Genomic DNA, 19,738 nt, shown 5'->3' on the forward strand with positions numbered 1-19,738 from the left:
ACCGGCCGGTCACGGACCCGTCCGCTCCCGGACGCCGGGGTCCCGGTTCACGTCGTACGCCATTCCTCGGCCAGCAGCTCGTACGACCGGACCCGGTCCTCGTGTTCATGGGTGATGGTGGTGATCAGCAACTCGTCGGCTCCGGTGGCCTCTTGGAGCTGAGCCAACTGGGCGGCGACCCGCCTCGGGGAACCGACGAACCGGGTGTCGAGGCGGTCCTGGACGAGCGCCCGGTCGGCGTCCGACCAGACGTGGGCGCGCGCCTCGTCCGGGGTGGGGTACTCGATGGCTCCCTCGGCCGTACGGATGCTGCGGACCCAGAGGCCGTATCCCGTGGCGAGCTCGCGGGCCCGCTCGTCATCCTCGGCGACCACGACGTCCGCGGACACGCTGACGTACGGCTTGTCGAGGACCTCGGAGGGCTGGAACGCCGCGCGGTAGCCGTCCACCGCCTCCAGCACGGTGGCCGGGCTGACGTGGTAGTTCGCCGCGAACCTGAGCCCTCCGCGGCCCGCGACCTCGGCGCTCTGCCCGCCGCTGCTGCCGAGGATCCAGAGCTCCAGGTCCGCACCCTCGCCCGGGACGGCATGCGCCTCGACACCGTCCGCGGAGCGGTAGGTGCCCGCGAGCAACGCGAGGATGTCGCCGATCTGCTCGCCGTAGTCCTGCGAATCGGCGTTGGGCTGCTGGAGGAGTCCGCGCTGAAGGGCGACCCTCGGAGAGCCGAGCAGGTGCTCGAAGGAGAAGCGGGGCGGGATGCGGAGTCCGTTCGGAGCACGGCCGTCGACCACGGGGGTGGCGGTCACCGGCGGGGTGGCCGGCTTGCCGGACGGCCGGCCGCCGGAACGCCCGAGGCCCAGGTCGAGGCGCCCGGGATGCAGCGCGTCGATCAGGCCGAACTCCTCGACCGTGGACAGGGCCGTGCGGTGGCCGAGCTGCACGGCACCGGCACCGAGCCGGATGACCGAGGTCGCGGAGGCGGTCAGGGCGATCACGACCGCGGGCGAGGTTCCGGCCACGCCCGGGTTGAGATGGTGTTCGGCGAACCAGTAGCGGGCGTACCCGAGACTCTCGGCCCGCCGGGCCAGGTCGATGGAGTGGCGCAACGCGTCGGCGGCCGTGGAACCGGAGGAGATCGGGACGAGGTCGAGAACACCGAGTGGGATGTCGGACATACGGGTCAGCGCTCCTCAGCGATCGGCGGGCACGGGTACGGGCCCGGGTATGAGTACGGGTACGGGTGGGGCGGTGAACGGTTGACCGGGACCGCGTCGGCACGGCTCCCGGGTGAGGTCCGGGCACCTCATGACGCCACCCGGTCGCCGGGTGCCCTCGCGTCGGGATGCGCGAGACCGAGATGGTCGCGCAGGGTGCTGCCCTCGTATTCCGTACGGTGGACGCCGCGCTCCTGGAGGAGCGGGACGACGGTGTCCGCGAAGGAGTCCAGGCCACCCGGTGTGAGGTGCGGGACGAGGATGAAGCCGTCGGAGGCGTCGGCCTGGACGAAGTTGTCGATGGCCGCGGCGACCGTCGCCGGACTGCCCACGAAGGCCTGCCGGCTCCCGGTCTCTATGACGAGGTCACGGATGGACCAGTTGTTGGCCACCGCCCGCTCCCTCCACTCCCGGGCGGTGGCCAGCGGGTCGCGGTACATCCGGACCTGGGCGCGGCCGCGCGCGACGGTGTGTTCGCCGAGGTCCGGGTCGATGTCGGGCAGCGGTCCGTCCGGGTCGTACGCGGACAGGTCACGGTTCCAGACGAACTCCAGGTGCTTGATGGCGGTGGCGCCGCTGACCTGCCGGCGCCGCACCTCGCGGGCGTGCTCCTCGGCCTCGGCGTCGGTGTCCCCGAGCACGAAGGTCGCGGCGGGCAGGATCAGCAGCTCCTCGGGACGGCGGCCGTGGCGGGCGAGGCGCGCCTTGACGTCGGTGTAGAAGGCCTGGCCCTCCTTGAGGGTGGAGTACCGGCTGAAGATCGCGTCGGCGCTCGAAGCGGCGAATTCGCGGCCCTCCTCGGAGTCGCCGGCCTGGAAGATCACCGGGCGGCCCTGCGGGGAGCGCGGGACGTTGAACCGGCCCTCGATGTCGAAGTGCCGGCCCTCATGGACGAACGCTCCGGCCTTGGCGTCGCTCAGGAACGTTCCCGTCCCCTGGTCGGCGACGATCTCGTCCCCGCGCCAGGAGTCGAAGAGTTCGGTCGCCGTGCTCAGGAACTCCTTGGCCCGGGAATAGCGCTCGTCCTGCGCCAGGAAGCCGCCACGCCTGAAGTTCTCGCCGGTGAAGGCGTCCCAGGAGGTGACGACGTTCCAGGCGGCGCGGCCCCCGGAGAGATGGTCGAGGCTCGCGAACTGGCGGGCCACCTCGTAGGGCTCGTTGAAGGTGGAGTTGATGGTGCCGGTCAGGCCGAGGTGTTCGGTGACGGCGGCGAGCGCGCTGAGGACGGTGAAGGTGTCGGGGCGCCCCACGACGTCCAAGTCGTAGATGCGGCCGCCCTGTTCACGCAGGCGCAGGCCTTCGGCGAGGAACAGGAAGTCGAACCTGGCGCGCTCGGCGGTCCGGGCGAAATGCGCGAAGGAGCTGAACTCGATGTGGCTGCCCGCGTCGGGGTCGCTCCATACGGTGGTGTTGTTGACGCCGGGGAAGTGCGCCGCGAGGTGGATCTGCTTGAGCGGCTTGCTCATGGTCGGGTTCCTTCCGGCTCAGGCGGTCGTGGCGTAGCGGTTCGCGGGGCGGGACAGGCCGAGCAGCCCGCGCAGGGTGTCGGCCTCGTAGGCACGCCGGAACACGTCCCGGCGCTGGAGTTCGGGTACCAGAGCCCGGGTGATCGCGGGGAGGTCGTGCCCGACGACGGCGGGTCGCAGCCGGAAACCCGACAGCCCCGCCTCGCTCAGTTCCTGGAGCAGGTCGGCGAGTTGGGCGGGTGTTCCGGCGAAGATCCGGGCGTCGCTGCTGTACGGCCGCCCCGCGAGGGCGTCCAGTCGCTCGCGGCGGGCCTCGGCGGCCCCGGCGTCGTCGTCCAGGAAGACCACGAGGTCGCCGAAGACGTGCACGGTCTCCCCTGCCCGGCCGGCCGCGGTCTGCTCGGCGCGGATCTCCCGGACGATGGCACGGGCCTGGCCGGCGTCGTGCGGGGTGACATAGCCGACGTCGGCGGCGCGGGCCACCAGCCGGTACGGGACGGTGGCATGGGCCAGGGCGCTGACGATCGGCTGGCCCTGCGGCGGCCGGGGCGTGATCGAGGGACCCTTGACGCGGAAGTCCCTGCCCTCGAAGTCGATGTAGTGCAGCTTGTCGCGGTCGATGAAGCGGCCCGTGGTGACGTCGCGGATCTCCGCGTCGTCCTCCCAGCTGTCCCAGAGCCTGCGCACGACCTCGACATAGTCGGCGGCCTCGTCGAAGACGTCGGTCACCAACTTCTGCACGGCGGGTGTCTCGTAGTCCTCGAAGCGGAACGGCGGGAACGTGCGCCGCCCGAAGTGCGCGGCCTCGTTCTGGCGCGCGCTGATCTGCACACGCAGTCCCGCGCGGCCGGAACTCACATAGTCGAGGGTGGCGATCGCCTTGGATATGTGGAACGGCTCGGTGTGGGTGGCCACGACGGTCGGCACCACGCCGATGTGGCGCGTCAGCGGCGCGATCCGCGACGCGATGAGCACGGCGTCGAGACGGCCGCGGACCTGGTCGGTGCGCTCGTCGGGTCCGGTCGGCGAGGAGGACTGGAGGCCGAGCCCGTCCTCGATGGTCACGAAATCGAGCAGACCGCGCTCGGCCTCGGTGACCAGGCCGGTCCAGTAGGCGGCGGTCAGCAGGTCGCGGGGGCGGGCCACGGGCTCGCGCCAGGCGGCCGGATGCCAGCCCGCGCCGTCCAACGCGACGGCGAGGTGCAGGGAAGAGGGTGACGAGGACACGGGAGGTGCCTTCCTGATCGGCCGTACGAGGAGGTCCGGCGCCGGACGCGCCGCGGAACTCCGCCGCCCCGGGACTCCGCCGCCGCGCGACGGAGTCCCCGAGACGGCGATGGTTCAGGAGTTGTCGAGCGGGAGGCCGGGCGGGTTGACCTGGGAGGTCTCCACCGCCTCGTTCGAGAGGTTCCAGGCGGCCAGCCATTTGGCGTACTGGCCGTTCTTGATCAGGTAGTTGATGGCATCGGCGACCGGCTTCGCGAGCCCGCTGCCCTTCTTCGCGGTGGCCGCGATCAGCCCCTGGATCGTCGTGCCCGCGCCGGAGAACTGACCCGCGTTGCGCGTTGGGTTGGGCGACTTGGCGTTCTGGGTGACGTGGTACGCGACGGCGGGGTTCGGGCCGAAGGAGGCGTCGATCTTCCCGCTGTTCAGTGCCAGGGCCGTGGCGTTGTTGTCCTGGTAGTACTTGACGGTGAGCTTCTTGCCCTCCTTGGCCAGCTTCCCCTTCCACTCCAGGAGGATCTTCTCCTGGTTGGTGCCGGCGCCCACCGCGACGGTCCTGCCCGCCAGGTTCCGGTAGTCGCCGTCGAAGTTCCATGTGCTCTTCTTCAGAACCTCGAAGGCGAGGTTGTCCTTCCGGTACGAGGCGAACTCGTACTTTCTCTTGCGCTCCTCGGTGTCGGTGACGTTGGAGAAGGCGACGTCGACCTTGCCGCTGTCCACACCGACGAACAGGTTCTCCCAGGTCGAGTTCTTCACCACCGGCTTCAGCCCGAGGACCGCTGCGACCAGTTTGCCGAGGTCGGGTTCGCTGCCGGTGAGCGTCTTCTGGTCCTGTCCGACGAAGTTCAACGGCGGTGATCCGGCGGGCAGTGCGCCGATGCCCACCACCAACGTGCCTTTCGCTGCGACGGACTTGGGCAGCTCGGCACTGATCGACTTCACCTCGGACAACTTCAGCGTGGCCTCCTTGGCGGCCCCGTTGGAGAGCGCGCCCACGGTCACGGTTCCGGCCGCGTCGGCCTGCGTCCGAGTGGCGGCGTCGCTGTCTCCCCCGCACGCGGCGAGAGTGGCGGCGAGGGAGGCGACGGCGGCGGTGGCGGCGATGCCGCGGAGTGTCCTGCTGTTCGGGCTGAGGGTGCGCATGACTGTCCTTGTCGGGTGTGCGGTGTGAGATGTGGGGGAGCGGTCCCGGCGGGCCGCGGGTTTTCGGGGCGGGAGGGCCGGCCCGGGCTCGGGCTCAGAGCACCTTGCTCAGGAAGTCCCTGGTCCGTGCCTGTCGCGGGTGGTCCAACACCTCGGCGGGCGTGCCCTGTTCGACGACGCGGCCCTCGTCCATGAAGATCACGCGGTCGGCGATCTCGCGGGCGAAGGCGATCTCGTGGGTGACGATGACGAGGGTGGTGCCGCTGTGGGCCAGATCCTTGATGACGGCGAGGACTTCACCGACCAGTTCGGGATCGAGCGCGGACGTCGGCTCGTCGAAGAGGATGATTCCGGGCCGCAGAGCGAGGGCGCGGGCGATGGCGACGCGCTGTTGCTGGCCGCCCGACAACTGCCGTGGATAGGCGCCGGCCTTGTCCGAGAGCCCCACGCGGGCGAGCAGATCGCGCGCCAGCTGCCGGGCCTCGGGCCTGGAGAGCTTGCCGATCGCCACGGGAGCCGCGGCCACGTTGTCCAGCACGGTCAGATGCGGGAAGAGGTTGAAGTTCTGGAACACGAACCCGATGCGGCTGCGCTGGGCCAGGATGACCCGCTCGCTCAGCTCCTTCAGGCGCTCGCCCTGTCCGCGTACGCCGATGAGCTCGCCGTTCAGACGCACATGGCCGGACTCGGGCTTCTCCAGGTGGTTGATCACGCGAAGCAGGGTGGACTTGCCGGATCCGGACGGACCGACGACGACCGTCACCTCACCGGGCCGCACCGTCAACCGCACACCCCGCAGGACCTGTTGGGTGCCGTACCACTTGTGGACGTCGTGCACCTCCACGGCCGCGGGCCGTGGGCTCTTCGTCTCGCCGCTCATATCGCCGTCTCCCTGCGGACCCGCGCCCGTACGTCACGCAGACCGCCTCGCACCTTCTGCAACGGGGTCGGCGGCAGCGTGCGCAGCGCGCCCCGCGAGTAGTGCCGCTCGACGTAGAACTGGACGACGGACACGACGCTCGTGAGGATCAGGTACCAGGCGGTGGCGACGAGGAGCAGCGGCACGATGTCGCCGGGGTAGGTGCTGCCCATGCTCTGCACGGAGCCGAACAGGTCGAGCAGGGACACGTAGAAGACCAGCGAGGTGCCCTTGATCAGGCCGATCAGCTGGTTGACGTAGTTGGGGGTGATGGAGCGCAGCGCCTGCGGGAAGACGATCCTCGCGAACTGGTAGCGCTTCGGCAGTCCCAGGGCGGCGGCCGCCTCGTGCTGCCCCTGGTCGACGGAGAGAATTCCGCCGCGTACCACTTCGGAGGCGTAGGCCGCTTCGTTCAGGCTCAGCCCTACGACGGCGACGGCCATGTCGGTGGCCAGATGGGACTCGTCGAAGGTGAAGAAGGCCGGCCCGAAGGGAACGCCCACGCTCAGCGTCCGGTACAGCGCGCTGAAGTTGTAGAGGAACAGCAGCACCACGATCAGCGGCACCGACCGGAACAGCCAGGTGTAGACCCAGCTCACCGCGCGGAGCACCGGGCTCGGGGAGAGCCTGGCCAGAGCCAGCAGGACACCGCCCAGCAGGCCGAGCACCGCGCTGTAGAAGGCGACTTCGAGGGTGATGAGCAGGCCATCGAGAATGACCGGGCGAAAGAACCAGTAGGCGAAGCGGTCCCACTGGTAGAAGGGGTTGGTCACCAGGCCGTGGGTGACCTGTGCGACCAGGACGAGCACGACGGCCGTGACGATCCAGCGGCCGGGACGCCGGAGCGGAAGAACCCGCTGGGCCGACAGGGGTTCGGACGCGGCGGGGAAGTCGGTACGGGGGATGGCCTCGGCTGGGGGCGCTGATCCGAAGGACACAGCGCTGCCGGGAGGTTGGCTCATGGGGAGCTCCAGCGGATTCGGACAGCCCGGAAGCACGCGAGCGGCAGCGCCGTGCCGAACGGAGACGGCTCGGTACGAGGCGGTGCGCGGTTACACGCGAAACGGGTGCTGGACAGGGAACGGACGCACCGCGACAGCGGTGGTCGTCAGGGACTCGGAGGAACCGTCAGCCCTGACTGATGGGGTGACACGTACCCGTACACAGGGCGCTGTTGACGCGCAGCAGGTCCACGGAGCGGTCGGCGCAGAGCACATCGCGGCCGAGGCGCCGCCATGCGGCCGTCCCGTCAGCTGTGCGCATCGCCGTCACCATTTCTCTCCGGCCCGAAGGCATCCCTTGTGGGCCGCACGTTAGGGCTGCCCGGAAAAGAATGTCAATGCGCGTGACCACCAAGTGAGACCGCGCTACCGGCCTTCTTGACGGCGCGACAGAGCGCACCGAGACTGACATGGACGGTCACGATTGTCAGCGCCCACGGTGCGGGTCCGCCCCGCTCCAGTGGTCATCGGCCCCGGCCCGCTGACAGGCAACCCTTCCGCCGCGACGGGGTGCCCCGGGTGACGACCGGGTCCCGCCGGTGCGGCGGGGCAAGCGCGGTCTCGCTTCTCGCGAGCCCCGGAGTCGGGACCGGTGGGAATGCCAAGGAACGGCTTGACGAGGCGCCTGCACATCGATCTGTTGCGTGTCTCCAGCGCCTACTGATTCGCGACCGGTCCGCCAGGGCCTGTCGTTCGGATCATGTCGCGCGGCGCGGGTGTGACCCGCACTCCCCGAGGCTCTTCGAGCGCGGAGGACCCCAGCGACGGTGTGTCGTAGGTCGCCGACGTCCCCCGCCCCGCGGCCGCACGCACCACACCCCGCTCGGCCCGGCCGAGGGGGCGCCCTGCGTCAGGCCGACCTGATCCGAACGACAGTCCCTGGATCCGGACCGGCGCGACAAGCGCAGTCAATCCGCATCCGGCCGTCGGTGCCCACAAGGCGGCGGTGGCTTCCGTCTTCCTCCAGGGAGAGTCATGCCCGAGACAGCTTCGCGCAATTCCACCACTGCCAGCTCGCGCCCCTGTGAACAGATCTCGTTCCCCTCGGCCCTTCGGCTCAAGCCGGCGGCGACCCCGTCCGCGCTCCCCCACCGCGTCGACAGCCGCATCGGTGTGGGCCTGGCCGGCGGCTTCTACCCCGCTCCGCACCGCTACGAGCTCTACCTGTCACGGAGTTGTCCGCACTCGCTGCGGATCGCCATCACTCTCGGACTGCTCGGCCTGAAGGACTCGGTCGCCACCACCCTCCTGACGGACCCCGCCCGCACCCCCGACGCATTCGCGTCGCTGCGCCGCGCCTACGAGGCCACCGAGCATCACTTCGACGGGCCGCTCACGGCGCCCGCGCTGTGCGACCGCTGGAGCGGACGCATCGTCAGCAACCACACGCCCGACATCCTCCGCGATCTCGCCGGGCTGCTCTCCGGCCACACCACGACATGCCCGTCCACGCTCTGGCCTTCGTCCCTCACCGCCGACATCGAAGCCCTCCGCGATCTGCTGGACCGCGATGTCGTCCCGTCGGCCCGGCCCTCGGAACTCGCGGCGGCCCTGGACCTGCTCGACTGCCGACTCAGCGCGCGGCCCTACGTCCTGGGCGACTCCCTCACGGCGGCGGACGTCGACGTGTGGGTGGCCCTCACCGGTCTTGGCGGGCCGGAGGTCCTCCGCTCGCAACCCCGGCTCCTGGACTACGTACGCCGTCTCGGCGATCACCCCGCCTTTCGGCACGGGAGCGATGCGGCGTCGGACGCCTGACCCTCCCCTCGGAACTGGGGAGGCGGCCGGCCGGGGAGGCCGCCGGGCAGGTGGGCGGGCCCTCGCGCGGACGTCGTGCGCGGGACCGGCCCCGGCCACCGGCTCAGGTGGCCGGCCCCGGTTGTCTGCCCCGGTCCGCCCCGGTCCACCCCGGTGGCCTGTCCCGGTTGTCTGTCCCCAGTCCGCCTCCACCGCCGGGCGGAGCCGGCCGGCCAGAGCGCGGCAGGCCGCCTCCGCGTCGGCGACGTTCTGGCCGGCGCGCACCCGGCGCCCTCGATCGACCACGTCATCCACAGCCGTCCATGGCGTGACTCTGTCCCATCGCCGGGATCGACGCCCGCCCGTTCGGCCCGGAACACCTGCCGCGAGGGTCCACCCGGTCCGCCCCCGCCCACGTGCGGTCCCACGGTGTTCAGCGCACGCTATGAGCGTGGGAGGCCGACTCCCGCATCACACGTCCGGCGGCCAGAAGGAACGACGATGGCTGAAACCGGCCCCGCGAAACGGCCGTCGGCGGCGCAGCGACGAGTCCTCGCCCCGCTCGCCCTGGCCCAGTTCATCTGTAGTTTCGCCGGCTCCAACATGAACGTGATGATCAACGACATCAGCAACGATCTCGACACCACCGTTCAGGGCGTGCAGGTCGCGATCACGATCTTTCTGCTGGTGATGGCCGCGCTGATGATCCCCGGCGGGAAACTGACGGACCGCTACGGACGCAAGCGCTGCTTCCTCGCCGGTCTGACGGTGTACGGCGTCGGCGCCCTGCTGAGCGCCCTGTCCCCAGGACTGGGCGTCCTGATCGTCGGCAATTCGATCCTTGAAGGCATCGGAACGGCTCTGCTCATTCCGCCCGTCTACATCCTCACGACCCTCCTCTTCGAGGACATGACCTCCCGCGCGAGGGCCTTCGGGGTCATCATGGCGCTCGGCGGAATCGGCGCCGCGGCCGGTCCGCTCATCGGCGGGCTCATCACCTCGTGGATCAGCTGGCGGGCCGCCTTCGTGTTCCAGGCTCTCGTCGTCGCGGTCATCGTCGTGCTGAGCAGGCACATCGAGGACCCGCTGCCTGCGGACCCGGAACGCCCCTTCGACACGGTCGGCGCCGTCCTGTCGGCCGCGGGCCTCGTCCTCGTCGTCATGGGCATCCTGGCCGCCGACAACAACGTATGGCTGATGGCCGGACTGCTCGTCCTCGGTGGGCTGACACTGCTGTGGTTCTTCCGCCACGTGCGCGCCCTGGAGTCGGCGGGGAAGGAACCGCTGCTGTCCATCAGCCTGTTCCGCGACCGCACCTCCAACCTCGGGCTCATCACGCAGAACATCCAGTGGCTGCTGCTGATGGGGACCTCGTTCACCGTGGCCGCCTTCCTCCAGGTGGTACGCGGCTACGACGCCGTCGAGACCGGTGTCATCTTCACGGCCGCCACCCTGGGTCTGCTCGCGACCTCACTGGCCGCCCAGCGTCTCGCCGAGCGCCGCCCCCAGCGCTCCCTGATCATCGCGGGCTTCGTCGTCACGATCGCCGGCATCGTCGTGCTGATCGCGATGGTCGACAGCTTCTCCAGCGCCTGGGCCTTCGCTCCCGGACTGCTCCTGGTCGGACTGGGCCTGGGGGTGATGCTGACCCCGTCGGTCAACATCGTGCAGTCGAGCTTCCCCGAGGACCGCCAGGGCGAGATCTCCGGCCTGTCCCGCAGTGTGTCGAACCTCGGCTCCTCGCTGGGCACCGCCGTCGCCGGCACGATCCTCGTGGCCGGATTCACCACCCGTTCCTACGGCGCCGCCATGGTCACCCTCGCCGTCCTCGGACTCATCGGCCTCGCCGCCGCGGCTCTCCTCCCCCGCCCCGCCTCGATCGCACACGACGCGGTGGGCACCCGGGCCTCCGAGGGCGGCTGAACCCGGGCCCAGTGACGCGCTGTCCGCATCGCCGCCCCAGCACAGGCGAAGAGGCCCCGGTCCCTCCGAGAACCCCCACCCCGACGAACCGGTCCAGGCAGGCCATTCGATGGAACCCGCACCTCCCGTTCTCCGGCCGCCTTCGCGGTGGCCGTCCACTACGGCAACGCCACCCGCGTCCGGCGGAGCCGCCGGTCCCCCACGGCTGGGCTGGCTGGACGCGGTGCGCGGAATCGCGGCGCTTCTCGTGGCGGTCGACCACTCGTCATACGCCTTCCTGGCGGAGTCCCGTGAACACCTGATGCCCCAACTGAACATCGGCCGTTACGGCGTCATGCTGTTCTTCCTGGTGAGCGGCTATGTCATCCCCGCCTCGCTCGAGCGCCGGGGCTGCGTCCGGACCTTCTGGACGGGCCGGGCCTTCCGCGTCTACCCGCTGTGGGCCGCCGTGGTGGGAACGGTCGCACTGCTCGATCAGCTGGGCGTCGCGCAGGTGCGTGCCCGCTTCGCCGGGCGGGATCCCGTCACGGTGGCCGTCGCGCACCTCACCCTGCTCCAGGAACTGCTGGGGACACCGAGTGTCGTGCTCGTGCTGTGGACCTTGTCGTACGAGCTGGCCTTCTATCTGCTGGTCGTGGCCCTCTTCACGGTCCGGCTTCACCGTCGGCCGGCGACCGTCGCGGTGGTGCTGGCGATTTCGGCAGCGGTGAGCGCGACGGCGGCGTTCGTGCCACGCCCGTGGGCGCTGTCCTCCGTGATCGGCGCGGGCCCGCTCGTCGCGCTCGCTTCGGCGGCACTGGTGATCGCAGTCCGCCTGGGGAGTTCCGGGTCGTCCGCGCTGCGCGTGCCCGGAGCCGTGGCGGGAGGGGTGCTCGCGCTGGTCCTGGTCGCCTTCAACGGGACCGTTCCCCTCTGGGAAGGCCTGGTGATCCTGGCAGTGATGTTCCTCGGCACCGCCGTGCGGCGGGCGGAGAGCGGGGAGAGCACCTTGCCGCGCCTGGCCCGCACGACCGCCGTGGTCCTGGTCTGCGCGGTGGGGAGCGCGTACGCGCAGGGCGACGGCGACCATTTCGTACGGCGTGGCTGGATCACGGCCTTCCTGCTGGCCGCCCTCACCTTCGGCGTGGCTCTGGCGCTGCGCCGCCGGACGTTCCCGCGCGCGCTGACCTGGCTGGGGACGATCAGCTACTCGGTGTACCTGGTGCATCCGGTCCTGCTGGCGGTGAGCGACAGGGTGATCGGCCGGTGCCGACACGACAGTCTCCTGCTCGAAGCGGCGTTCTTCGCCGTGCTGCTGCCGCTGTCCGCGCTGACGTATCGCCTCATCGAGCTGCCGGGTCTGGCCAGGGGCCGGAGACGGATCAACCGGATTCGCTCGACGTGACCCCGCCAACCTGTCGTCCGTAGTAGACATGTCCCGCCCGTACGGGACGGCGGCGGCCGGAACACGAAGTGGGGCTCGGCGTCCGGTGGGTCCGGCACGGAACGGACGGCGGCCCCTTTCGCCTCCCGCTGGCGACGGACGGGCACACCGGGCTCGATCTCCCGAACGGATGCACATGAAGGAAAACAGGCAGGGCGCGCGGCGGCGGGGACATCGGCCGAGGCTGCAATTCATCGCACCGATCGCTCTGGTCGCGGTGGGCGCTCTGGTCTGTCTGATCATGGCGTTCCGGCCCGGTGCCGGGACCGACGCGGGGAACACCGCGGCGACGGCGGACGCCGGTTCCCGGGGGACCGCGGCTGGCGGCCCGTCGTCTCCGGCCGGAACCGCCTCCCCCTCCGCGTCGCGGTCGCCGAGCCCGGCCGCCTCCACGACCGCGACGGCCCGCCCCTCCACCACCTCGGCACGGCCGTCGGCCTCGGACACCTCCCGGACCCCGGTCACGGCCGCTTCCCTGGCGGGCCGGATCCGCCCGGGAACCGACTACCGGGGAGTGGCGACCACCTATGACGCCGGCACCGGGGACGGCGGCTCATGTTCCTACGGTCCGAGCGCCGACCTCATGACCGCCGCGATGAACCACACCGACTACGAGACCGCCAGGGCGTGCGGGGCGTACGTACTGGTGCGCGCGGCCGGGGGCGCGACCGTGACGGTACGGATCACCAACGAATGCCCGGCGGGCTGCGCCCCCGGGCAGCTCGACCTCAGCGCGCAGGCGTTCGCCCGGCTCGCGAACCCGGCGGCCGGCCGCATCCCGATCACCTGGAAGCTGCTGAGCCCGGCCGACCCGGGCACGATGTCGCTCCGCTACAAGAGCGGGTCCAGCCGCTACTGGTGCGCGGTTCAGGTGCTCGGGCACCGGAATCCGGTGGCCCGGATCGAACTGCGCGACGGCGGCGAATGGCGGCGGCTGCCCCGCACCGGCTACAACTACTTCCTCGCCGAGGACGGCGGCGGCTGCGGCGGTGCGATCAGGATCACCGACATCTACGGTGAACGGCTGACCGCCGAGGGCATCGCGGTGCGCCCCGACGCTGTGCAGACGACCCGGCTCCAGTTCGCCCGGCACTGACCCGTTCCGGCCGGACCGGAGCGGCTACTCCGTTCCCCTGCCGCAGCCCACACCGGCGACGGGCGGCCGCGGCGGAGCGGGGACGCCGACCGAGCCACCACCCAAAGCCGCGGAGTCACCGCCCGCACCGACCGCGATCGCGCGGTCGGCGGAGAGCGGCTTGCGGAGCAGCAGCAGCGCCGCGTCGTCGTGCAGACGCCCTCCCACGTGGGCCTGGAGCTCGGCGTCGAGCGCGTCGAGTGTGGCGGCCGGCTCGTCGGACACATGACGTGCCAGGCCCTCCGCGAGGGCGTAGAACTCGCGCCCGTGGTCGCGGGCCTCGGTGACTCCGTCGGTGTACAGCAGGAGCTGGTCGCCGTCTTCCAGCGGCAGCACCTGAAGGCTCGGGGACTCCCCTGTCAGGGCCCGCAGCCCGAGCGGCGGCGCGGGGTCGACGGGGTCGACCGACACGACACTCCCGGAGGCGCGGACATGCAGCGGAGGCGCGTGCCCGCAGTTGACGACCTCCAGCCGGCCCGGCTCCGGGTACCCGGCGACCACTGCGGTCACGAAGTCGTCGTGGCCCAGGTTGCGCGCCAGGCTCCGCTCGATCCTGGCGACTACGGCGAGGAGGTCGGGCTCGTCGTAGGCGGCCTCGCGGAAGACACCGAGCACGAGCGCGGCCGTCCCCACGGCCGGCAGGCCCTTGCCCCGGACATCTCCGATGATCATTCTGACGCCGTACGGTGTGGGCACCAGGGCGTAGAGATCTCCGCCGATCCGGGCCTCGGCCGCGGCGGCACTGTAGCGGACGGCGACCTGGAACGGTCCGACGTTCGACGGTATGGGCGCCAGGAGTGCTTGCTGGGCCGCCTCCGCGACCGAGCGGACGGCCGCGAGGACCCGCTCGCGGCGCCAGCGCAGCGCGCTGGCCAGGGCGCTGGCCAGGGTCACGGCCGCCAACGCGGACAGCACGGCGATGAGCTCGGCGCCCGGAACGCCGTCCCGGACGCCGAGCATCGCGCTCAGCGTCGCGGCCAGGAAGCCGACGCACAGAACCCCGTACGGCCTGCTGGTTGTGGCCGCCAGCGCGGGCCCGGCGGCCAGCAGCGGCAGCCAGATCATCCCCGCTCCGCCGGCCAGGTCGCCCAGCACGATGGCGCCCACGACCAGGACGGGCAGCGCCGACGTGCCGAGGGCGAGGTGAGCGGCGCGCCTGCGGCCCGCGGCCCCGAGACCGGAGGCTCGGTTCTTGAACGTCCGTCCGTGCCAGTGCTCGTTATCGTGCTCTCGGGCCCGACTCATGCTCGTACGTAGTCCTCACCTGGGTGCATCACGGAAATGTCCGGTTGGTTCAGGAAAGACGTTCGAGGCGTACGCCACAAGCGCGGAGATTTCAGATAGTGAGCGACAGGCCCCTGGTCACCCGGTTCGCGGTCGGGATCAGCCGCGCCAGGACTTCGTCGAGCCGGGACAGCCGCTCGGCGGGGAGCGAGACGCCGAGCGAGCCGAGCGTGTCCCCGCTGTAGACGGGTACGGCGACGCAGACCGTGCCGAGAGCGTACTCCTCCAGATCCGTGACGGCGGGGGCCACCGGCGACATGGCAAGGCGCCGCAGCAGCTCCGACCTGCTGGTGATGGTCCGCGGGGTGAGGTCGGCGAGGGTGTGCCGGGCGAGGTAGTCGTTGCGGGACTCCTCGTCCATTTCCCGCAGGACGGACTTGCCCAGCGCGGTGGCGTGCCCGGCGTCCTCGAATCCGACCCAGAGGTCGACCCGGGGTGCCCGGGGACCGTCGACGATCTCGGCGACCCTGATCTCGCCCTCCTCGTAGAAGGTGAGGTAGGCGGCCGAGGCGAGCTCGTCCCGCAGGGCTGCGAGAGTGGGACGGACGCGGCTGAGCAGGGCCTGCCCGCGGCCCTGGGTCCTGAGCGTCTGCATCTTGTCGCCCAGGATGAACCCGCCGTCGTCGAGCTTTCGTATGTATCCGTCGTGGACGAGGGTCCGCAGCAGGTGATAGGCGGTGGCCAGCGGCAGCTCGGTCTCGCGTGCCAGCTGTTTGGCGGGCGCGCCGGTCTCGTGCGCGCTCACCGCCTCCAGCAGGCGGAAGGCCCGCTGGACGGAGGTGATGAGCGTGGGCCCGTCGCGAGCTCCCATGCCACCAGCGTGCGCCGAGCTCACGGGACAGGCAAGGCGTCACCGGACGGCAGCGGTACCCGCACCCCGACGCGTGACGGAAGCGCAGCGCCCCTCACGCCCGGCCACCACGGTCCCCGTGCGGCCGCGGCCTGGCGGAAGGCCGGCCTCGGACCGACCGCCGGCCCCGGACAAGGCGCCCCGTGGGGCACCCCGTCCGTGACCCCATGGCTCGTTCAGGAGCCGCCGGACTCGCGCCGGGGGGTGAACCCGGTGCCGCCGAGGCGGCCGAGCAGACCGGCGAGCCGCGTCGTCTCCTCGGCCGTCCACGCCGGTTCGGCGAAGACCTCCTCCGCGACCCGCTCGGCGGTGTCGAGCATCTCCGCCAGGCGCTCCCGGCCGGTCTCCGTCAGGGCCGCGTAGGCCACCCGCGCGTCACGGGCGTCCGCGTCACGCCTGACCAGCCCGATGCGCTCCAGAGGCACGAGACCCCGCGTGACACCGGAAGCGGTCAGCCCCAGCGCCTCCGCCAGGTCCACCCGGCGCATGCGGTCGCCCGGGGCCTCGGACAGACGCAGCAGAATCGTGAAGTCCGCCAGACTCACCCCGTGCAGCCCGCCGAGGCTCGCGTCGAACCGCTTCACCAGGGCGGCCTGCGCCCTCATGAGACGCAGTGCCGCGTCCAGCCCGCCACTCATTGACACCTCCTTGACTACTCAAGCATATCCGCACGACGAAGCCCCCTGAGTTCGAGAAGGTCAGGGGGTCTGCGCGATGGCTCGTCGCCGGCGTTTGCCGAGCGGCGCCTGGGAGAGGTCCTCGGCCTGGGACTTGAGCCGCTTGAAGCCGTAGCCATGCTCGGTGAGCCAGGCCGTCGCGGCGGCCTCGGCCCGCTCGGCCGCCTCCAGGATGTCCTCCTCCGCCTCTCCCGAGTCCAGGAAGCGGAAGGTGAAGGCCGGCCGGGCGGCCACGTCGTAGCTGAGGTGCCCCTCGGGGGTGAAGGCCGCCCTCAGGACGTCGTGTTCCGGCGCGTTCGCCAGAAGCCGGTCGCGCTGGTCGGGGCCGAGCCCGTCGAAGACACCGCGAACGGTGATACGGAAAGTACGTGTGGTCATCGGGCGAGCCTAACCAACGGCATCGCCCCTGATCCAGCCCGTTTCCCGCACGCCCACCGTCGGCCGGCTGGGTGGCACCCCGACAAGGGCGGACCGGGAGCGGAGTGGCGCTCCCGGTCCCCACGGCTCGACCGGAGCGGTCAGTGGTCGTGGTGATGCCGGCAGTCCCAGTGCCCCTTGACCCACACATGGTCCCAGTGGCCGGGAACGAAGACCCACTTCATCGTCCAGCCCTGGTGGTGGTGACCGTGGTTCCAGGAGTCCTTGTGAACCCACTTCTTGACCCAGTGTCCGGGCACCCACTTCTTCTCCCAGTGACCCTTCTTCCACTCGCAGCGGTCGTGGTGACCGTGGTGGTCAGGGGCCGTCACCGAAGGCGTGGGCGAAGGTGCCGGGGTCGCGGCCGCCGTACCGGACATGCCCAGAGCGGCACCTCCGGCCAGCAGGCCTGTCGCGGTCGCTCCGGCGAGCAGGCGCCGGACGCTGATGCGTGTGGCCATCGGACTCAACCTCCCTCGAATTTGATGGATACACAACGGGAGCCGGCGTCACGGAAGTTCGCGCCGAAACGGTCGGCATACTCCAAGGCTCTCGAGGTGTGGGACATAAGCCATTCGGAGCAATCAAAGGTATGTATGAGGATAGACCCGGGTAAGTTTCCTCTACGAGTTTTCGGGTGGAGCCGACCGGCGCCGGCCCCTCGGGTGCGGGACCCCGGGCCCGGCACCGGGACTCGTGGCGCTCTTGCCTCATACGCGGGCCGGGGGGCTGCGAATAAACGGTGACGACGCCCGTTTCCTCCGCACACCACGCCGGCGATGTCGCCGGCACGGCGACCCGCGGGCCCCGCGTCGGAGAACGGCCCGGTCGCACCAGCGGAGGAGACCGCCACGACGGAGAGTCGCGCCACACGCGCCAGGCGAGACGGAAGCGACGGAAGCGACGGAAGCGACGGACGGATTCTGTGAGCGATGTCCAAAACCGGCCAGGACCGACACGGTTCGCGACGGCACCCATCGGCGGAACCATGGCTGGACGCCCGACTGGAGCGCGCCGCAGCAGGCGATCAGGACGCTTTCGCCGACGTCTACGACACGCTCGCGCGGCCGGTCAAGGGCCTGATCTGCCGGGTGCTGCGGGACGAGGCGCAGGCGGAGGAGGTGACGCAGGACGTGATGGTGGAGGTCTGGCGGACCGCGGGCCGCTATCGCCCCGAACTCGGCACCGCCCGGGGATGGGTACTGACCCTCGCGCACCGCAGAGCCGTCGACCGGGTCCGGCACGTCCAGGCCGGTACGGCACGTGAACGGCGCAGCGCCCTGCTCGCGGAGGACCCGCCCTTCGACGAGGTGGCCGAGGCCGTGGAGCGGCACGAGGATCATCATCGCGTGCGGCACTGTCTCGCCGCCCTGGAGCGGCATCAGCGCGTACCACTGGTGCTCGCCTACTACCAGGGCATGACCTATCTGGAGGTGGCCGCCTGCCTGGCCACTCCGGCGGGCACCGTGAAGTCCAGGATGCGTACCGGGCTGCGCCTGCTCCGCGCCTGTCTGGAGGCCGGGCGATGACGGCCGCCGAAGACCCGCACCAGCTCGTCGGCGCGTATGTTCTGCACGCCCTGCCGGCGGCCGAGGAAGCCTCCTTCAAGAACCACCTGGCGAGCTGCGCCGCGTGTCGGAACGAGGTGGCGGAGCTGTCCGAGGCCACGCTGCGACTCGCCTCGGCCGAGGACGCCACCCCCTCCCCCGAACTGCGCCGGCGCGTCCTCGACCGGATCGCCCACACACGCCAGGACCGCCTCCCGCCCGCTCTTCCGGTCCGCGAACGGGTGCTCCGGTGGGCTCTGGCCGCGTGTCTGGTTCTCGCGGCCGCGCTCGGCGGTGTCGCAACGTGGCAGCACACCCAGGCGGACGAGGCGCGCGCCGAAGTCGCCGCCGGAAAGGCACAAGCCTCCGTTCTGACCGACCTCCTCACCGCCCGGGACGCCACGATCAGCAGTCAGAAACTGGGCAACGGGGCCGACATCAGCGTGGTCGCCTCCCGGACTCGGGGCCGGGCGGCCTTCATCGCCTCGGACCTGCCCCGCCTCGGCGACGATCAGGTCTACGAGCTTTGGTACGCGGCGAAATCCGGCGACCTGCGCCCGGCGGGCCTGGTCCCCGGCTCAGGAGGCGGGTACACGGAACTGCTCCACGGGTCCCTGGACGACGTCTCCGCCGTGGGAATCACGGCGGAACCGGCGGGCGGATCGCGGCAGCCGACGAGCGAGCCTCTCGGCATCGTCACGGTGCCCGCCTGACACACCGTGCCGTACCGACCACACCAGACATATCGGGGAGCCGACCGCTTCCACCCCGGCGCGCCGATCAAACTTCATCAGCATATAGACCATCAAAACGGGATAGTTAACTTTTGATGCATTTCGTTCTTGATCACTCTATGCTGATGTCAGGGAGGGCTCGGGCGGCGGTCAACAGTCGGTCCTGGACCGGCGGGAAGCGGGCTTCCATGACTGGGCGGTTCAAGAAGTCGGGACTCGTCGGCGAGATGTCCGCCGAGTTTCTCGGCACGATGATTCTCATCCTCTTCGGTTGCGGCGTGGTGGCCCAGGTGGTCGCCGGCGGAGCACTCACGACACCCCCGGGCGGCCTGGGAAACCACGACAGCATCGCGTGGGCCTGGGGCATCGGCGTCACCATGGGCATCTACGTCGCGGCACGGCTGAGCGGCGCACACCTCAATCCCGCGGTGACGGTGGCCCTGGCCACGTTCAAGGGATTCCCCTGGCGCAAGGTGGCGCCCTACGTGGTGGCCCAGACCGTCGGCGCCTTCGTGGCGGCGATGATCGTGCGCTGGAACTACACGGAGGCACTGGCGAAGGTCGACCCCGGCCACACCATCAAGACCCAGGGCGTTTTCTCCACCCTGCCCGCCAACGGCAACCCGAATCTGCCGGTCCACGAGTGGGGCGCGTTCCGCGACCAGATCATCGGCACCGCGATCCTGCTGCTGGTGATCATGGCCGTCACCGACCTGCTCAACACCCCGCCCGGCGCGAACCTGGGCCCGTTCATCATCGGCCTGCTCGTCGTGGGCATCGGCATGGCCTGGGGCACCCTCGCGGGCTACGCGATCAACCCGGCCCGTGACTTCGGACCGCGACTGGCAAGCTTCCTCACGGGATACGGAGGAGCGTGGCGAGATCAGTACGGGAACTTCTACTTCTGGGTGCCGATCATCGGTCCACTGATCGGTGGTGTGCTCGGCGCCGGCATGTACAAGCTCTTCATCGGCCGGTTCCTGCCGATGGCGGAACCCGAACCCCCGGGACAGATCCCGATCCCCAAGGCCTGACACCCCCGGC

The 19,738-nt window shown here is 70.7% G+C and carries 20 protein-coding genes and 1 riboswitch; of the genes, 8 read left to right on the top strand and 12 right to left on the bottom strand.

Translation table 11 applies throughout. The features are described from left to right. Positions 1-47: 47 nt before the first annotated feature. From ABZV42_RS04235 to ABZV42_RS04265, 7 genes are all read right to left on the bottom strand, one after another. Positions 48-1,175: an LLM class flavin-dependent oxidoreductase gene (locus ABZV42_RS04235; protein ID WP_356050879.1), complete on the bottom strand. Its 1,128-nt coding sequence runs from the start codon at positions 1,173-1,175 to the stop codon at positions 48-50. A 128-nt stretch (positions 1,176-1,303) separates the two neighbouring features. Beyond that, positions 1,304-2,680: an NtaA/DmoA family FMN-dependent monooxygenase gene (locus ABZV42_RS04240; protein WP_355979824.1), complete on the bottom strand. Its 1,377-nt coding sequence runs from the start codon at positions 2,678-2,680 to the stop codon at positions 1,304-1,306. Positions 2,681-2,698: 18 nt separating this feature from the next. Continuing rightward, complete coding sequence (locus ABZV42_RS04245; protein ID WP_356050880.1) at positions 2,699-3,907, bottom strand: LLM class flavin-dependent oxidoreductase; 1,209 nt, start codon at positions 3,905-3,907, stop codon at positions 2,699-2,701. Positions 3,908-4,021: 114 nt separating this feature from the next. Continuing rightward, positions 4,022-5,047: an ABC transporter substrate-binding protein gene (locus ABZV42_RS04250; protein ID WP_355979829.1), complete on the bottom strand. Its 1,026-nt coding sequence runs from the start codon at positions 5,045-5,047 to the stop codon at positions 4,022-4,024. Between the two features lie 94 nt (positions 5,048-5,141). After that, on the bottom strand, positions 5,142-5,927 hold the full coding sequence (locus ABZV42_RS04255) for an amino acid ABC transporter ATP-binding protein (RefSeq protein ID WP_355979832.1): 786 nt from the start codon (positions 5,925-5,927) through the stop codon (positions 5,142-5,144). Next, positions 5,924-6,928: an amino acid ABC transporter permease gene (locus ABZV42_RS04260; protein WP_356050881.1), complete on the bottom strand. Its 1,005-nt coding sequence runs from the start codon at positions 6,926-6,928 to the stop codon at positions 5,924-5,926. The genes ABZV42_RS04255 and ABZV42_RS04260 overlap by 4 nt, the downstream gene beginning before the upstream one ends. A gap of 166 nt (positions 6,929-7,094) precedes the next feature. Further along, entirely contained in the window at positions 7,095-7,229 is a 135-nt protein-coding gene (locus ABZV42_RS04265; protein ID WP_356050882.1) for a hypothetical protein, read from the bottom strand. Between the two features lie 154 nt (positions 7,230-7,383). After that, positions 7,384-7,529: riboswitch (SAM riboswitch) on the top strand. Between the two features lie 36 nt (positions 7,530-7,565). Between ABZV42_RS04265 and ABZV42_RS04270 the strand changes: the two genes are divergently transcribed. From ABZV42_RS04270 to ABZV42_RS04290, 5 genes are all read left to right on the top strand, one after another. After that, positions 7,566-7,631 carry a putative leader peptide gene (locus tag ABZV42_RS04270; protein ID WP_351121255.1) on the top strand — a complete coding sequence of 22 codons (66 nt, stop codon included), beginning with the start codon at positions 7,566-7,568 and terminating at the stop codon, positions 7,629-7,631. Between the two features lie 311 nt (positions 7,632-7,942). Continuing rightward, positions 7,943-8,725 (top strand): cell envelope biogenesis protein OmpA, encoded by a 783-nt coding sequence (locus ABZV42_RS04275; protein WP_356050883.1) that lies wholly within the window; start codon positions 7,943-7,945, stop codon positions 8,723-8,725. A gap of 480 nt (positions 8,726-9,205) precedes the next feature. Continuing rightward, a complete protein-coding gene (locus ABZV42_RS04280; RefSeq protein ID WP_356050884.1) occupies positions 9,206-10,627 on the top strand; it encodes an MFS transporter in 1,422 nt (473 codons plus the stop codon). A gap of 205 nt (positions 10,628-10,832) precedes the next feature. Then, complete coding sequence (locus ABZV42_RS04285; protein ID WP_356050914.1) at positions 10,833-12,011, top strand: acyltransferase; 1,179 nt, start codon at positions 10,833-10,835, stop codon at positions 12,009-12,011. Positions 12,012-12,186: 175 nt separating this feature from the next. After that, positions 12,187-13,146: an expansin EXLX1 family cellulose-binding protein gene (locus ABZV42_RS04290; protein WP_356050885.1), complete on the top strand. Its 960-nt coding sequence runs from the start codon at positions 12,187-12,189 to the stop codon at positions 13,144-13,146. A gap of 24 nt (positions 13,147-13,170) precedes the next feature. Here ABZV42_RS04290 and ABZV42_RS04295 read toward each other — a convergent pair whose 3' ends face one another. The 5 genes from ABZV42_RS04295 to ABZV42_RS04315 form a co-directional block, all read right to left on the bottom strand. Next, positions 13,171-14,430: a PP2C family protein-serine/threonine phosphatase gene (locus ABZV42_RS04295; RefSeq protein ID WP_355979846.1), complete on the bottom strand. Its 1,260-nt coding sequence runs from the start codon at positions 14,428-14,430 to the stop codon at positions 13,171-13,173. 91 nt (positions 14,431-14,521) lie between these two features. After that, the gene (locus ABZV42_RS04300; protein WP_355979848.1) at positions 14,522-15,280 is read right to left on the bottom strand and encodes an IclR family transcriptional regulator C-terminal domain-containing protein; all 759 of its coding nucleotides are present in this window, start codon (positions 15,278-15,280) and stop codon (positions 14,522-14,524) included. Between the two features lie 215 nt (positions 15,281-15,495). Further along, on the bottom strand, positions 15,496-15,957 hold the full coding sequence (locus tag ABZV42_RS04305) for a MarR family transcriptional regulator (protein ID WP_355979850.1): 462 nt from the start codon (positions 15,955-15,957) through the stop codon (positions 15,496-15,498). Positions 15,958-16,017: 60 nt separating this feature from the next. Beyond that, positions 16,018-16,374: a DUF6204 family protein gene (locus ABZV42_RS04310; protein WP_355979852.1), complete on the bottom strand. Its 357-nt coding sequence runs from the start codon at positions 16,372-16,374 to the stop codon at positions 16,018-16,020. Positions 16,375-16,514: 140 nt separating this feature from the next. Then, on the bottom strand, positions 16,515-16,874 hold the full coding sequence (locus ABZV42_RS04315; protein WP_355979854.1) for a hypothetical protein: 360 nt from the start codon (positions 16,872-16,874) through the stop codon (positions 16,515-16,517). A gap of 471 nt (positions 16,875-17,345) precedes the next feature. On the opposite strand from ABZV42_RS04315, the gene sigK reads away from it, so the two are divergent. The 3 genes from sigK to ABZV42_RS04330 all read left to right on the top strand — a co-directional run bounded on the left by sigK (position 17,346) and on the right by ABZV42_RS04330 (position 19,728). After that, the gene (gene sigK / locus ABZV42_RS04320; protein ID WP_355979856.1) at positions 17,346-17,942 is read left to right on the top strand and encodes an ECF RNA polymerase sigma factor SigK; all 597 of its coding nucleotides are present in this window, start codon (positions 17,346-17,348) and stop codon (positions 17,940-17,942) included. Then, on the top strand, positions 17,939-18,673 hold the full coding sequence (locus ABZV42_RS04325; protein WP_355979858.1) for an anti-sigma factor: 735 nt from the start codon (positions 17,939-17,941) through the stop codon (positions 18,671-18,673). The genes sigK and ABZV42_RS04325 overlap by 4 nt, the downstream gene beginning before the upstream one ends. A gap of 209 nt (positions 18,674-18,882) precedes the next feature. Beyond that, positions 18,883-19,728 carry an MIP/aquaporin family protein gene (locus ABZV42_RS04330; protein WP_355979860.1) on the top strand — a complete coding sequence of 282 codons (846 nt, stop codon included), beginning with the start codon at positions 18,883-18,885 and terminating at the stop codon, positions 19,726-19,728. The last annotated feature ends 10 nt before the right edge of the window (positions 19,729-19,738 follow it).

Origin of the sequence: Streptomyces sp. NPDC005281 (genome assembly GCF_040607495.1) — a bacterium.
Lineage (GTDB): Bacteria > Actinomycetota > Actinomycetes > Streptomycetales > Streptomycetaceae > Streptomyces.